12 protein-coding genes are annotated in these 14,313 nt (G+C 60.5%); 2 read left to right on the top strand and 10 right to left on the bottom strand.

The features are described 5' to 3' along the window. Positions 1-229: 229 nt before the first annotated feature. The gene (gene clpB, locus LQ220_RS08340) at positions 230-2,809 is read right to left on the bottom strand and encodes an ATP-dependent chaperone ClpB (protein ID WP_230187830.1); all 2,580 of its coding nucleotides are present in this window, start codon (positions 2,807-2,809) and stop codon (positions 230-232) included. A 170-nt stretch (positions 2,810-2,979) separates the two neighbouring features. Next, positions 2,980-4,638 (bottom strand): M28 family metallopeptidase, encoded by a 1,659-nt coding sequence (locus LQ220_RS08335; RefSeq protein ID WP_230187829.1) that lies wholly within the window; start codon positions 4,636-4,638, stop codon positions 2,980-2,982. Between the two features lie 182 nt (positions 4,639-4,820). Between LQ220_RS08335 and LQ220_RS08330 the strand changes: the two genes are divergently transcribed. Next, positions 4,821-7,745 carry a pitrilysin family protein gene (locus LQ220_RS08330; RefSeq protein WP_230187828.1) on the top strand — a complete coding sequence of 975 codons (2,925 nt, stop codon included), beginning with the start codon at positions 4,821-4,823 and terminating at the stop codon, positions 7,743-7,745. Positions 7,746-7,770: 25 nt separating this feature from the next. Then, complete coding sequence (locus LQ220_RS08325) at positions 7,771-8,073, top strand: hypothetical protein (protein ID WP_230187827.1); 303 nt, start codon at positions 7,771-7,773, stop codon at positions 8,071-8,073. A gap of 105 nt (positions 8,074-8,178) precedes the next feature. On the opposite strand, the gene pal is transcribed toward LQ220_RS08325, so the two are convergent. The 8 genes from pal to LQ220_RS08285 form a co-directional block, all read right to left on the bottom strand. Then, a complete protein-coding gene (pal, locus tag LQ220_RS08320) occupies positions 8,179-8,691 on the bottom strand; it encodes a peptidoglycan-associated lipoprotein Pal (protein ID WP_230187826.1) in 513 nt (170 codons plus the stop codon). A gap of 117 nt (positions 8,692-8,808) precedes the next feature. After that, entirely contained in the window at positions 8,809-10,137 is a 1,329-nt protein-coding gene (tolB, locus tag LQ220_RS08315) for a Tol-Pal system beta propeller repeat protein TolB (protein WP_230187825.1), read from the bottom strand. Continuing rightward, the gene (locus LQ220_RS08310) at positions 10,134-11,099 is read right to left on the bottom strand and encodes a cell envelope biogenesis protein TolA (protein ID WP_230187824.1); all 966 of its coding nucleotides are present in this window, start codon (positions 11,097-11,099) and stop codon (positions 10,134-10,136) included. The genes tolB and LQ220_RS08310 overlap by 4 nt, the downstream gene beginning before the upstream one ends. A 12-nt stretch (positions 11,100-11,111) precedes the next feature. After that, positions 11,112-11,582: a protein TolR gene (tolR, locus tag LQ220_RS08305; protein WP_230187823.1), complete on the bottom strand. Its 471-nt coding sequence runs from the start codon at positions 11,580-11,582 to the stop codon at positions 11,112-11,114. Continuing rightward, a complete protein-coding gene (tolQ, locus tag LQ220_RS08300; RefSeq protein ID WP_230188011.1) occupies positions 11,582-12,277 on the bottom strand; it encodes a protein TolQ in 696 nt (231 codons plus the stop codon). Before tolQ ends, tolR begins: the two co-directional genes overlap by 1 nt. 2 nt (positions 12,278-12,279) lie before the next feature. Further along, a complete protein-coding gene (locus LQ220_RS08295; RefSeq protein ID WP_230187822.1) occupies positions 12,280-12,771 on the bottom strand; it encodes a YbgC/FadM family acyl-CoA thioesterase in 492 nt (163 codons plus the stop codon). 103 nt (positions 12,772-12,874) lie between these two features. Further along, the gene (gene ruvB, locus LQ220_RS08290; protein WP_230187821.1) at positions 12,875-13,897 is read right to left on the bottom strand and encodes a Holliday junction branch migration DNA helicase RuvB; all 1,023 of its coding nucleotides are present in this window, start codon (positions 13,895-13,897) and stop codon (positions 12,875-12,877) included. 40 nt (positions 13,898-13,937) lie between these two features. Then, positions 13,938-14,264 carry a GIY-YIG nuclease family protein gene (locus LQ220_RS08285; protein ID WP_230187820.1) on the bottom strand — a complete coding sequence of 109 codons (327 nt, stop codon included), beginning with the start codon at positions 14,262-14,264 and terminating at the stop codon, positions 13,938-13,940. Positions 14,265-14,313: the final 49 nt, after the last annotated feature.

Genomic DNA, 14,313 nt, shown 5'->3' with positions numbered 1-14,313 from the left:
TTGCCTTCCGTGGCCTTTGCTGATGCACCGCCTGCCAAGCAGAGGATAGATCGAAAGGCCCCGAACTATGTTCGTTGCGTAAGCGTTCTGGAAACGGGATCACTGGTCAAAAGGCATAAGACCTGCAAAACCAATGCCGAGTGGGACCGCGTGGACACGGGGCAGCAGCGTGAAGCCGACGACCTCATTAATAGGGCCCGTGGTGCTATTACGACCTCGGGCACGTAAGTCACCCCACCTTCAACACCAGCGCCCCGTCGCCATCCTCCACCTGCACTGTTGCGCCGTCAGGCACGTCGCCGCGCAGGATTAGGTCGGCGAGCGGATCCTGCAGATAGCGTTGCACCGCGCGCTTTAATGGTCGCGCCCCATAGACCGGATCGTAACCCACCCGGCCCAGCCACGCGCGTGCGCCATCGCTCAGGTTCAGTGTCACCTTGCGATCCTTGAGCAGTTTCTGCACGCGGCTCACCTGAATATCCACGATCGGACCCATATGGTCCGCCGCCAGACGGTGGAACAGGATGATCTCGTCCAGGCGGTTCAGGAATTCCGGACGGAAATGCGCGCGGACAATTTCCATGACCTGCGGTTCGACGTCGGCGGTCGTCTGGCCTTCGGTCATAGCCGTCAGATACTGGCTGCCCAGATTGGATGTCAGCACGATGATGCTGTTGGTGAAGTCCACCGTACGGCCCTGACCATCGGTCAGACGCCCATCGTCCAGCACCTGCAGCAGGATGTTGAAGACGTCGCCGTGCGCCTTCTCAACTTCATCAAACAGGATCACTTGATAGGGTCGCCGCCGGATCGCTTCGGTCAGCACGCCGCCTTCTTCGTAGCCGACATAGCCCGGAGGCGCACCGATCAGCCGCGCGACTGAATGCTTCTCCATGAACTCGCTCATGTCGATGCGGACCATTGCGTTGGGGTCGTCGAACAGAAATTCCGCCAATGCCTTGGTCAATTCCGTCTTGCCGACGCCCGTGGGGCCGAGGAACAGGAATGATCCGAGTGGACGGTTGGGGTCTTGCAATCCCGCGCGACTGCGCCGCACGGCGGTGGACACCGCTTTCACAGCATCGGCCTGACCGATCACGCGCTTACCGATGGTTTCCTCCATCGCCAGTAATTTTTCGCGCTCACCCGCCATCATCCGCTCGACCGGAATGCCCGTCCAGCGTGCGACGACACCAGCGATATCCTCCGACGTCACTTCCTCGCGCAACATCGCCCCTTCCGAAGCGATTGCCGCAGCGGCCAGTTGCTTTTCCAACTGTGGAATCGTGCCGTAGGACAGCTCGCTCATCTTGGCGAGATCGCCTGCACGTTGTGCTTGTTCCAGCTCAAGGCGCGCTGCTTCCAGTTGCTCCTTGATCTTCGACTCCCCGGCGATTTTGTCCTTTTCCGCTTGCCAGCGCTGGGTGAGCTCGGACGATTGCTGCTCAAGGTTCGCCAGTTCCTCGTCCAGCGCGACCAGGCGGTCGGCGCTGGCGCGGTCGGTTTCCTTCTTCAGCGCTTCACGCTCGATCTTGAGCTGGATGATACGCCGGTCGAGATTCTCGATTTCTTCCGGCTTGCTTTCCACTTCCATGCGCAGGCGCGACGCGGCTTCATCCATCAGATCGATGGCCTTGTCCGGCAAGAAGCGATCGGTGATATAGCGATTGGAGAGCGTCGCGGCGGCCACCAGCGCGCTGTCGGTGATCCGCACGCCATGATGCAGTTCGTACTTCTCCTTCAATCCGCGCAGGATCGACACCGTATCCTCGACAGTCGGTTCACCCACGAAGACGGGCTGGAAACGCCGTTGCAGCGCCGGGTCTTTCTCCACGTGCTTGCGATATTCGTCGAGCGTGGTCGCGCCGATGCAGTGCAGTTCGCCACGCGCCAAAGCAGGCTTGAGGAGGTTGGACGCATCCATCGCGCCATCGCCTTTGCCTGCACCGATCAGCGTATGCATTTCGTCTATGAACAGAACGATCTGCCCTTCGGCGCCCTTCACCTCATCGAGCACACCTTTCAGGCGCTCTTCGAATTCGCCGCGATATTTCGCACCCGCGATCAGGCTGCCCATGTCGAGCGCCATCAACGTGCGGTCCTTGAGCGTATCGGGCACGTCGCCATTGACGATACGCAGGGCCAGTCCTTCGGCAATCGCCGTCTTGCCGACGCCGGGTTCGCCGATCAAAACGGGATTGTTCTTGGTCCGGCGGGCCAGTATCTGGATCGTGCGGCGAATTTCCTCATCGCGACCGATGACAGGATCTAGCTTCCCGTCGCGCGCCGCCTGAGTCAGATCGCGCGCGAATTTCTTGAGCGCGTCGTAGCGATCCTCGGCACTTTGCGTGTCCGCAGTACGCCCCCCGCGCAACTGATTGATCGCCGCGTTCAGCGCTTCTGCGCGCACGCCCGCTGCAGCAAGCGCCTTGCCCGCAGTTGTAGTGGAGGACAGCACCAGCGCGAGCAACATGCGCTCGACGGTGACGAAGCTGTCGCCTGCCTTTTGTGCGACTTGCTCGGCCTGATCCAACACGCGAACGGCATCGTTGTCCAGACCGGGCGTCTGCTGCGCACCGCTGCCCGATACCGCCGGGACTTTCGCCAATGCCGCATCGGTTTCGCGCAAGGCAACCCCCGCATCGCCGCCCGCTGCCTTGATAAGGCCGGACGCCATGCCCTGCTCATCTTCCAGCAACGCCTTCAGCAAATGCTCCGGGCTGATCCGCTGATGGTTCATGCGGATCGCCACGGTTTGCGCCGATTGCAGGAAGCCTTTGGCGCGGTCGGTGAATTTTTCGAGGTTCATATGCTTACCCTAAGCTAACGTCTTGGGTGGATATGGTGTTGCCAAAATACAACACAAGGGGCGGATGGCAATAATATCCCTACACTCGCCCCTTTGGTTTGAGCTTGGTCAAGACTGCGTCGCAGGAAGATGGTTCGACATGCATGAACTGAACAACGGTAGGGGCATTATTACTTCTTCGCCTTGATCGCCCCCGGTGCGAACACCTCGCCGAAAAAGTCCTTTTCATACCACATGGGCGCTACGTCACCGTCCGCCATCGCTCGTGTAATGCGGTAGTTGGCTTCGGCAAAGCGGGCACCGGCTTCCCAATCGATCTTCTGCTTCATGTCGTCACCGACGTTATGGTAATTCCCAGACAGAAAACTTTCCCACGCCTTTGCGCCACCATTGGCATAGCCAGTCGCGAGGAAGACGGCGGGCACGCCCTGCTTCACAAACATATAGTGGTCGGAACGCACGAAGATGCTTTCCTGCGGCATCGGGTCGGGCGAGAGCTTAAGGTTCATCGGCGCAACGGCCTTGGCGACAATCGGCCCCAGTGTCGAATGATCTGCGCCGAAAGCAATGACATCGGTGAACGGATAGAGGAGCAGCGGCATGTCCAGATCGACATTGCCGACGATCTTGTTGCCCGGAACGCTGGGATGCCGCGCAAAATAATCGGCCCCCAGCAACCCGCGCTCTTCCGCCGTAGAGGCGAGGAAGATGATCGAACGGCGTGGCTTGATCGGTGCGCTGGCAGCGGCGCGCGCAACTTCCAGCATGGTGGCGATGCCTGCGGCATTGTCCAGCGCGCCATTGTTGATGTGGTCGGAGCCTTCGGGCTCGCCGGGTTTCGCCTTGCTGATTCCGATGTGATCGAGATGCGCCGACAGTACGACATATTCGCTGGCCAGCGTCGGGTCCGATCCAGGCAGGATGGCCGCAACATTAGGGCTGGTGATGCGCTTGCTGACGCTTTCGTTCTGGATACGGATACTGGTTTTCAGTGCAAAGCCCTTCGGGCGTCCACCGGCCTTGTCCGCTTCTTTCCGGATGGCCGTCAGGGTTTTTGGAGCGCTGACGAAGAGGGCGTCGGCGGCAGGGCCATTGAGCGAAGCACCGGCGCGGATGTTTGGTGCTTCATCAAAAGCCTTACCATCCTTGCCGACCCAGGCATAGCTGGCGCTATCGGCCATCTGCACCATCCGCGACCAGGGGCGGGCCTTCATGGATTGAAGCGTGCCGATGCTGACCATGCCGATCGCGCCGTGTTTTTGTGCGGCTTGCGCTTTGGTCGCGCCGACATGCGCGCCTTCCTCGCTCGGCATACCCTTCGGGAAGCCACGCAACGTGACGACGATCTTTCCCTTCACGTCCAGCCCGGCATAATCGTTGATGCCCAATGGCGCACTTTCGATGCCATAGCCGACGAACACCAGCGGCGCGGCAACGTCCAGCTTCGGTTCGTTCGCGCTGGTGCCGATCAGTACGTCACTGGCATGTTTCCAGCTTTTTTCGCCCGCCGGTCCGCTGATTGTGACCGTGCCGGGTGTGGCGCCCCGGTCGGTCTGCTGAAAGGTAACGGTCTGATACCACGTCCCATTTTCGCCTGCGGGTTTGAGGCCCATCGCTTCGAACCGCGTCGCGACGTAACGTGCCGCAATCTCCAGCCCCTTGCTGCCGGTGTCGCGCCCTTCGAGCAGATCGTCGGCAAGAAAATCGACATGCGCACGCACGCCCTCGGGCGTGAACACCGGAGCGTCGGCCGCCTTATCGACCTGCGCAAGTGCCGACGTGGAAAGCAGGGCAATCGCCAATGCGGCGCTGAAGGTTCGGATGGTCATGGATCGGCTTCTCTCACAAAAGAAAAAGGGCGCGTCTATGTCGCGCCCCATTGCGCACAAAACTATCGTCGTCCAAGCGCCTGTCCAGTGGAAAGCGTATTGCGTCGCTAAAACGGCTCGCTATTCTGGGCCCATTACAGTCGGCTTCTCCACTGACTTGTTGCGTCGTTGAAGGACACTCCATGCTTCCTGCTTTTGCTCCCCGCCTTGCACTGGCTTTCGCTGTTTCTCCCCTTGCGCTTGCCGCTGCGCTCACGCCTGCCATCGCGCAGACCTCTGCGGCTGCCAAGCCCGCGCCGATTGCCGACCTCGTGACGGCCGTCAAAATTCCCTATGAGCAGTTCACGCTTAAGAACGGCCTGCGCGTGATCGTGCACACCGACCGCAAGGCGCCCGTGGTCGCGACATCCATCTGGTACGATGTCGGATCGAAGCATGAACCCAAGGGCAAGACGGGGTTTGCCCATCTGTTCGAGCATTTGATGTTCAACGGATCGGAAAATTCGCCCGGCGATTTCTTTGAGCCGCTGCAGCAGGTCGGTGCCACCGATTTCAACGGCACGACATGGTTCGACCGCACAAATTATTTCCAGACAGTCCCCAAGTCTGCACTCGAAGTCGCGCTGTTCCTTGAGAGCGACCGCATGGGCCATCTGCTCGGTGCAGTGACGCAGGAGAAGCTGGATAATCAGCGGGGCGTCGTTCAGAATGAAAAGCGGCAGGGCGACAATCAGCCTTATGGGTTGGTCGAATATGCCCAGCTTGAAGGCCTGCTGCCCGCTGGCCATCCTTATGCCCATTCCACCATCGGTTCGATGGCCGATCTTGACGCCGCGAGCCTGACCGACGTCAAAAGCTGGTTCACCGATCATTACGGCCCCAACAATGCTGTGTTGGTGCTGGCGGGGGATATCGACGTTGCCACGGCCAAGCCACTTGTAGAGAAATATTTCGGCGACATTCCGGCAGGCAAAAAGGTTCAGCCAGTAAATGTACCCGTCCCGTCGCTGGCTGCGCGCAAGGACATGGTGATGAAGGATCGCGTAGCAACGACGCGCCTTTATCGCTGGTGGGCTGTGCCGGGCCTGAACGATGCGGACGAAACGCCGCTGGAGATTGGCGCGAGCGTGCTGGGTGGTCTCGCAAGCTCACGACTGGACAATGAACTGGTGCGCAAGGAGCAGGTCGCGGTCGGCGTGACGGCGTCGCTGCAGGAATTCGCGCAGCTTTCGTTCTTCGAAGTGACGGTGGATGTGAAGCCCGGCACGGACGCCAAGATGGTCGGCGACCGTCTCGATGCCTTGCTCAAGGACTATATTGCCAAGGGTCCGACCAAGGATGAAGTTGCGCGCGTAGCCACGTCGCAGATTTCCGGCACCATTGGAGGGCTTGAGTCCGTCGGCGGCTTCTCCGGAAAAGCGGTAACGCTGGCCGAAGGTGCGCTTTATTCTAACGATCCATCCTTCTACGCCAAGCAATTGAAGGAAATGGCCACCGCCACTCCGGCGCAGGTCACCGCCGCCATGCAGAAATGGCTGACGCGCCCCGTATTCGCGCTGACGGTTGAGCCGGGCGACCGCGATGCCTATCAGAATGCAGGCGGCAAAACCTCAATCCGCAGCGGTGTAGTCAGTGCGCCTGCTTATTATCGCATGCCTGCCGATGGCGGCGCACGCAATGCCACGGTCGATGTCCCGCCAGCCGCGACCAGTGCACCGCGCACCGTTGTCGACCGCAGCAAATTGCCCGAGGTCGGCGCGATCCCCAAACTGGATTTCCCGACCGTCGAAACGACGACGCTGTCCAACGGGATCAAGGTCCATTTCGCGCGTCGCGATACCGTGCCCACGCTTCGCCTGTCGGTGGTATTCGATGCAGGCAATGCCGCCGATCCGCACGACAAGCTGGGAACGCAGGCGATGATGCTGGCGATGCTGAAGGAAGGTACGCGCACCCGTACCAGCATCCAGATCGCTGAGGAGCAGGAGCGACTGGGCGCAGCCATCTCCGTTGGTGCCAGCATGGATCGCACGAGCGTCGGCATGTATGCGCTGATGCCGAACCTCGCGCCTTCGCTCGATCTGCTGGCGGATATCATCAAGAACCCGGCGTTCGACGCAAAGGAACTGGAACGGGTCCGCTCGCAGCAGTTGTCGAAGATCGCGCAGGAATTGACGCAGCCGCAGGCGCTCGCCAGCCGCACCCTCCCGCCGCTGTTATATGGCAAGGATCATCCTTACGGTGTTCCTTCTAGCGGTACTGGGGATCCGGCAGTGGTCAAGGTGTTGACTCCGAACAACCTCGCCGGTTTCCACAACAAGTGGATTCGCGGCGACAATGCGGAGATTTTCGCAGTTGGTGCGACAACGCTTGCCGACCTTAAGCCGATGCTCGAAGCACGTTTTGGGACGTGGCGGATGACGCGCGACTTGCCAGGCCAAAAGAACTTCGACGTCGCCACACCGCCCGCCCAATCGCGGATCGTGCTCGTGGATCGGCCGCAGTCGCCGCAGTCGGTGATCTATGCCGGTACGCTGCTGGATGCCAAGGGGACAGACGATCTCGTCACCTTCCTTTCCGCCAACGACATATTGGGCGGCAGTTTCCTCAGCCGCATCAACATGGACCTGCGCGAGACGAAGGGGTGGTCCTACGGCGTGTTCTCGACCATCAATCGCTTCGAGAACCAGTTGCCCTATATCATCGTTGCGCCGGTGCAGGCCGATCAGACCGGCCCTTCGATCGCTGCATTGAAAAGCCAGATAAGCGATTTCCTGACATCCAAAGGCGTAACGCCGGCGGAACTGCAACGGACGGTGAATGGCAGCACACGCGAACTGGCGGGCAGCTTCGAAACCTCCGCCGACGTGCTGGGAGAGATGCAACGTGACGTGTTGTACAAGCGGCCGTTCGATTATGTCGAAACACTGGAAGATCGTTACAAGGCCCTGACTGCGCCGCAACTCGACGCTGCTGCGCGCAAGATGATCGACCCCAGCAAGGTCACCTGGGTGGTTGTGGGCGACAAGAAGGTGGTGATGCCTCAGCTTGAGAAGCTGGCTATTCCCATCACCGTCGTTGACAGCACCAGCATAGCCACCAAATAGGCAACGGATTTTCAGGAGAGACATTATGGCGACAGTAGACGGTGCTTATGACTGCGTGACCAAAACCCCGATGGGCGATCAGTCCAGCGTGTTCACGGTCATCAGCAATGGCGACAGCTTTCACGGCACCAATGCCGGGGCGATGGGTTCACTCGACGTGAAGGACGGAAAGGTCGACGGCAATCTGTTGACGTGGAAGATGGAAATGACTGTCCCCATGCCAATGACGCTGGAGGCTGAAGCCGTTGTCGAAGGCGACACGCTGACCGGCACGATCCAGCTTGGCGCATTTGGTTCAGCAGCGATGACGGGCAAAAGGCGCGCATAACAACCTCACAGGCTGTCATCCTGAACTTTTTCAGGATGACAAGACACGAAAAAGGCCCGCCAGTCATACGACCGGCGGGCCTTTTCATTGTCCGCTAAACTGCGATCAATATTGCACGGTCACCGTAACGGCACGACGGTTCTGCGCCCATGCACTTTCATCCGAACCCAATGCAGCGGGACGTTCCTTGCCATAGCTGATCGTCGTCATGCGCGACGAATCGATACCGAGCGAAGCCAGGAAATTCTTCGCCGAATTGGCGCGCTTCTCACCGAGCGCGAGATTGTAGTCGCGGGTGCCGCGCTCGTCGGCATGGCCTTCGATGGTTACGCGGATATTGGGATTGGCCTGCAACCACTGCGCCTGACTTTGCAGAATGCCCTGGCTCTGCGCATCGACGTCGAACTTGTCCGTGCCGAACAGAATGCGATCCGACTGGACGCTCGCCACAAAGTCCTCCTGACTGCCTTTGACGACACCGCCTGTGGTGGCGCCAGTATCGGCAGGCATCGTGTTATCCACAGGTGCCGGCGGCAATTCCTTCGGCGGCTTCTTGGCACAAGCGACAAGGGATATGACGGCTGTCGCCATCAGCAGGCTGCGGGACAATGCGTTCATGATGTTCTCCTTCGTGGGGGAAAGCGAGGGTGCCGATCATTCGTCACCCGAAAACTCGGTTCAGATCGTTACGCTGTCAAGACGATTACGCTTCAACGCTTCGACAGTTCCCTCCGATCAAGGAAGCAGTGGTCCCCAGGCCGGATCGGACCCGTTCAGCGGCGTGGGGATACGACGCTCGTTCACACCTGTCAGATCGACTTGCCAAACCTGGCTACCGCCACTGCGGCCTGCACTGGTGCGGAAGAATTGCAGGACGCGGCCATTGGGCGACCATGTTGGTTGCTCATCCTGCCAACCGTTGGTCAGGATGCGCTCATTGCCACCATTGGGGCTCATGACCGCGACCTTGAAATCGCCGCTGATCTTGGTGAAGGCAATCAGGTCGCCACGGGGCGACCATTCCGGCGTTGCATAACGTCCGCCGCCATGGCTGATCCGCTGCTGGCTCGATCCATCGGCATTCATCACATAGAGCTGCTGTCCGCCGGAACGGTCGCTTTCGAATACGATCTTGCTACCATCGGGCGAATAGCTGCCACCCACGTCGATGGCGGGCGATGTCGTGAGACGAACCGGTGCACCGCCTTGTGCGGATACGCGATAAATGTCGGTGTTGCCTGCGACTGCCATCGAAAACAGGATATTCCGGCCATCGGGCGACCAGCGGGGTGCGAAGGTCGCGTTGCTGCTTTCGGTCACCAACCGTTGCTTGCCGGTGCCGATGTCATAGACATAGATGCGCACGCGATTGTTGAGGTAGCTCACATATACGATGGACTTGTAATCGGGTGAGAAACGCGGGGTCAGGGCCAGGCTCTGCCCGTTGGTGATAAAGCGATGGTTGGCGCCATCGCTATCCATGATCGCCAGCCGCTTGACGCGCTTGTCCTTCGGCCCGCTCTCCGCGATGTAGGCGATGCGGCTGTCGAAGAACGGACTTTCGCCCGACAAGCGCGCATAGATGGCATCCGCGCATTTATGTGCAGCGCGCCGCCAGTCGCCGGGGGAAACGACATAGCCCTGCCGCGTCAGTTCGGATTTCAATGCCACGTCATAAAGATAGCAGCCTACGGTGATGTCGGCATTGCCTCCGGTGGAGCGCACAAAACCCTGAACCAGCGCTTCGTAGCTGCTCCACTTATCATAGGACGGAAAAGTGACTTCCGGCACCGTCACGCCGGGCAAACCGCCCGGACCGGAAGGCTCAAACAGGCCGGATCCTTTGAGGTCGGACGCGATGACTTCGGCGATCTTGCGACCCAGTTCGTCCGTCGTGCCAGCGGGCGTCTGGACAGATTGCTGCGTCGGCAACACAGGAACCGCGATCTTCAGGCTCGACGCGCTTTCGTCGGTCACGTCCACGCTCAACTGCGCCATCGCAGGGGTGGCGAAAGCTGCGAGTGTGAGCGCCGTTGTGGTCGCCAGTTTCTTCCAATGGATCATTGCGATAGCCTCTTGTCGAATGCGATGCGGAGCGATTTCCAGCCGTCATACAGATCGGGCGGCAATTTGAACGGTGCTGCTAAACGTATGGCCTTCACCGCCAGTTCCTGATGCAGCTTGACCTGCGTACGATTGCTGGCCGTAATGCCGGTGGTGTCCACAACTTCGGGCGATCCGGAGATGGCACCGCTGGGCGTCAGTTCGACCGCGACAATAGTGCGCAACTGCTCGACATCGGCGCCGGTCGGTGCCTTCCAATGGGGTTTCAACTGCCGACGAATTTCCGAATCGAGCGCCGATTTCTGCCGCGCGCCAATTACGGCTGCGGCCGGAGCGGCGTTGCGCGGGGCGGGCGTTTCATTTTGGATGCCCTTGAGGAAATCGGGGCCAAGCTGCGATCCGCGCGGTTTGTCGGTCTTGCCCTTGCCGGTCGTCGCCGCGGCAGGCTTTGCAGGCGTCGGCCTATCCTTGCTGGGCGCGGCCTTCGCGGTCGGCTTGGCCGGAGCAGGCTTGGCTTGCTTTGCGGGCGGCGTCGGCTTCGCCTTTTCCGCTGGCGGCGTGACTTTGGCGGGCTTTGGCTTTGCGGCGGCAGGCTTTGGCGCAGGCGGTTTGGGCTTGGCGCGCTCCACGGGCCGCGTTGGCGGTGCAGGCGTCGGCTTTGGCGCAGGCTTGGGCGTCGGTGGAGGCGGTGGAGCTACGACCGGCTCACTCGGCGCAGCCACGCTGGGCGCCGGTTCCGCTGTCTCGCCAAGCTCAGGCGCGACGCTGGGCGGAGGCGGGTCGCGCGAAATCTGCGGTGCTGCCGATTGCAATGCAACTTCATCGACCAGCGAAACGTCCATCGGCGGGGAATTCAGCTTCAACGGATTGGGCGTGGTCAAAAAACCGGTTGAGAGCAGGCCAAACAACAGCACATGCCCGGCGGTCGCAACGCCAAGTCCGATTTTCTCCGTGCGCTCCATTACCGACAGTCCTTAGCGCTGCACGTCTGAACGCGCGCTGACGCTAGCATCGGTAGCACTGGTGCTGACCAACGCGACCTTGTTCAGGCCCGCCGCATTCAATTCCCCCATCACCTCCATCACACGTCCGTAATCGAGGGCGGTGTCGGCCCGGAGGAATATCTGCGGCGGGTCCATCCCGGCCGTCGCTGCGCGAATTTCCGCCAGCCGCCCAGCGAGATCCCCCATCGATATTTCGGTCTCGTCGATGAACAAACCGCCATCCCGATCGATCGAAACGACTGTCGGCTTCTGGTCCTGATCCAGCCCCTTTGCCTTGCTGTCAGGCAGGTTCACCGGCACTCCGGTCACCAGTAACGGTGCCGTTACCATGAAGATGATGAGCAGCACGAGCATCACGTCGACCAGCGGCGTCACGTTGATATCCGCCATCGGCGCACGCCGGCCACCGCGACGCGCAGAGGGAGGGCCACCCATCGCCATTAGCGCTGCGTCTCCAGTTCGCGGCTCAACGTCGCATAGAATGCATCGGAAAAGCGATTGAGGCGCGCTTCCAGCTTGTTGATGCCATGGCTGAACCGGTTGTACGCGATCACTGCCGGGATGGCCGCGAACAAGCCTATAGCGGTCGCAAACAACGCTTCGGCGATCCCCGGCGCCACGACGGCAAGGCTGCTATTCTGTTCCGCCGCTATCGACGTGAACGCGCGCATGATGCCCCAGACGGTGCCGAACAGCCCGACGAACGGCGCAACGCTGCCGACCGTCGCTAGGATGTTCAGCCGATCCGACATTCTGTCGATCTCCGCCCCTGATGCGCTGCCCATGGCGGTAGCAAGGCGGTCACGGGTGCCATCGCGGTCAATCGACTTCGCTGCGGTCGAGCGTCGCCATTCCGCAACGCCTGCCGCCATCACCTTTGCACTCGGCAAATCGGACTTCGCGCGCGTTTCATAAAAACGGTCAATATCCTCGGTTTGCCAGAAATCGCTTTCGAACTTTGCGCACCCTTTGGACGTGCGCCCTATCGAAAAGCCGAAGCTAATGATGATCGCCCACGTCCAGATGCTGGCTGCAAGCAGACCGATCATCACGCCCTTCACGACGATGTCGGCCTGAAGGAACAGCGCCAGCGGCGATATGGTGGCGGCCTGAGTGGCCAGAGTCAGCGTAGGCATGGTCATGAAGAAATATCTTCCCCTTGGGCAAGGCGCGAGAAAATGGCGATCCAGGGCTTGGGTTGCCGTTGCGGGCGGCCCTGGGGAGTCAAATAGGCAGCGGTCACATCGCCGTCGGTGACTATGTCCGCACCGCGCATGACCGTTTGATGAATGGTGCATGTCGCAGCGCCAATGGCGGTGACATGGCTCCTGACGATCAGGTCGTCGTCCAGCCGGGCAGGGCGGCGATAGGCGACAGCGACATTGGCCACGGCATAGACTCCTTCGCCGCCTTCATGGTTGCCGCGCTGATCGATCCCGGCGACCCGCAGCATGTCCGACCGGGCGCGCTCCATATAGCGCAGGTAATTGGCGTGATACACGACGCCCGACAGGTCAGTGTCCTCGAAATACACCCGCACCGGAAAATAATGCACACCGCCAACGAACCGCCCCGTTGCTGGGTGCAGATCGGCAGGCGGATTAGACAACGGGAGGGGCGCGACGCTCATGACCGCCGTTTAACCATGATCGGACTCGGGGGCAAAGGCGTAAAATGGCCATTATGCAACCATTTGGTCGGCAGGAAGGGGCAACTGGTCCGAAGAATGGGCGTCAGTCGAACAAACCCTCCTGAGCGCCCTCCGGTGGATTGAGGCCGAGATGCTTCCAGCCGCCAGCATTCAGGCATCGCCCGCGCGCTGTACGGGCGATCAGCCCCAATTGAATGAGATAGGGTTCGATGACTTCTTCTATGGTATCGCGGGGTTCGGACAGACCTGCAGCCAGCGTCTCCACGCCCACCGGCCCACCGCGATAAATGTCGGCAATCATGGTCAGGTAGCGACGATCCATCAGGTCGAGGCCCAGATGATCGACGTCGAGCCGCAACAGCGCTGCGTCGGCGATCTTCGCATCGACAGTCGCGTGGCCCGCAACATTGGCAAAGTCGCGCACCCGCCGCAGCAACCGTCCGGCGATGCGCGGTGTCCCCCGCGACCGGCGCGCGATCTCAGTCGATCCGTCGTCCGTGACGCTAAGACCCAGCAGCCCTGCTGCCCGCCGCACCACCAGTTCCAGTTCAGGCACCGTATAGAATTGCAACCGCACCGGAATGCCAAAGCGGTCCCGCAATGGTGTCGTCAGCAAGCCCTGCCGTGTGGTTGCTCCCACCAGCGTGAAGCGCGGCAGATCGATCCGCACCGATCGCGCCGATGGGCCTTCACCGATCATCAGATCAAGCGCTCGGTCCTCCATCGCGGGATAGAGAATTTCCTCCACAGCGGGCGCAAGCCGGTGGATTTCATCCACGAACAGCACATCGCCTTCGTCCAGATTGGTCAGCAGCGCAGCGAGGTCGCCGGACTTGGCGATCACCGGACCCGATGTTGCCCGAAAGCCGACCCTCATTTCCTTGGCGACGATTTGCGCCAGCGTCGTCTTGCCCAGCCCCGGCGGCCCGAAGAACAGCACATGGTCCAGCGCCTCTCCCCGCTGCCGCGCAGCCTGAATGAACACGCGCAAATTCTCGCGCGCCGTCTTCTGCCCGATAAACTCGTCCAGCGTCTTGGGCCGCAAAGCCGCGTCCGCGTCCTCCGCGCGACGGACCGGCGTGATAAGGCGTTCGGCGTCGGTCATTACGGGGCAATCCTCCGAAAATCGTCATGCTGAACTTGTTTCAGCATCCATCGTGCCTCACGATCGAGACTAAAGGCGGTAGGCCCAGCCCCACCGCTAGATCGATCCAATGTGGATTTTCGGACTGAATAAGATTGATCTTCCATTGCCGATGCCATCGCTTTAACCGCTTCTCGCGCGTAATTGCCTGCTCCATCGTCTCGCATGGCTCGAACCGGACTAGGCGATGCACGCCATATTGCGCAGTGAAACCGGGCACTGTGCCGCTCCGATGCTGCATCAGACGTCCGATCAGATTGGATGTCACGCCTATATAAAGAGTGCCGTAAGGCTGGCTCGCCAGAACATATACACACGGTTCCTTCACCCCACCGGCAACTGCGCGAGCGGCGACATGGATGCTGAAACAAGTTCAG

It is taken from the genome of Sphingobium sp. CECT 9361 (assembly GCF_918741285.1).
In the GTDB taxonomy this organism is placed as follows: domain Bacteria; phylum Pseudomonadota; class Alphaproteobacteria; order Sphingomonadales; family Sphingomonadaceae; genus Sphingobium.
The sequence above is the reverse complement of the archived record's forward strand: the minus strand, read 5'-3'. Positions and strand labels throughout refer to the sequence as shown.

Bases quoted from the DNA above. Each gene is read 5' to 3' on its own strand.
- LQ220_RS08295 (WP_230187822.1), bottom strand. From the start codon at position 12,771: ATGAGCGTCGCGCCCCTCCCGTTGTCTAATCCGCCTGCCGATCTGCAC.
- LQ220_RS08325 (WP_230187827.1), top strand. From the start codon at position 7,771: ATGGCGACAGTAGACGGTGCTTATGACTGCGTGACCAAAACCCCGATG.
- clpB (WP_230187830.1), bottom strand. From the start codon at position 2,809: ATGAACCTCGAAAAATTCACCGACCGCGCCAAAGGCTTCCTGCAATCG.
- pal (WP_230187826.1), bottom strand. From the start codon at position 8,691: ATGAACGCATTGTCCCGCAGCCTGCTGATGGCGACAGCCGTCATATCC.
- LQ220_RS08310 (WP_230187824.1), bottom strand. From the start codon at position 11,099: ATGGAGCGCACGGAGAAAATCGGACTTGGCGTTGCGACCGCCGGGCAT.
- ruvB (WP_230187821.1), bottom strand. From the start codon at position 13,897: ATGACCGACGCCGAACGCCTTATCACGCCGGTCCGTCGCGCGGAGGAC.
- tolR (WP_230187823.1), bottom strand. From the start codon at position 11,582: ATGGCGATGGGTGGCCCTCCCTCTGCGCGTCGCGGTGGCCGGCGTGCG.
- LQ220_RS08330 (WP_230187828.1), top strand. From the start codon at position 4,821: ATGCTTCCTGCTTTTGCTCCCCGCCTTGCACTGGCTTTCGCTGTTTCT.
- tolQ (WP_230188011.1), bottom strand. From the start codon at position 12,277: ATGCCTACGCTGACTCTGGCCACTCAGGCCGCCACCATATCGCCGCTG.
- LQ220_RS08335 (WP_230187829.1), bottom strand. From the start codon at position 4,638: ATGACCATCCGAACCTTCAGCGCCGCATTGGCGATTGCCCTGCTTTCC.
- tolB (WP_230187825.1), bottom strand. From the start codon at position 10,137: ATGATCCATTGGAAGAAACTGGCGACCACAACGGCGCTCACACTCGCA.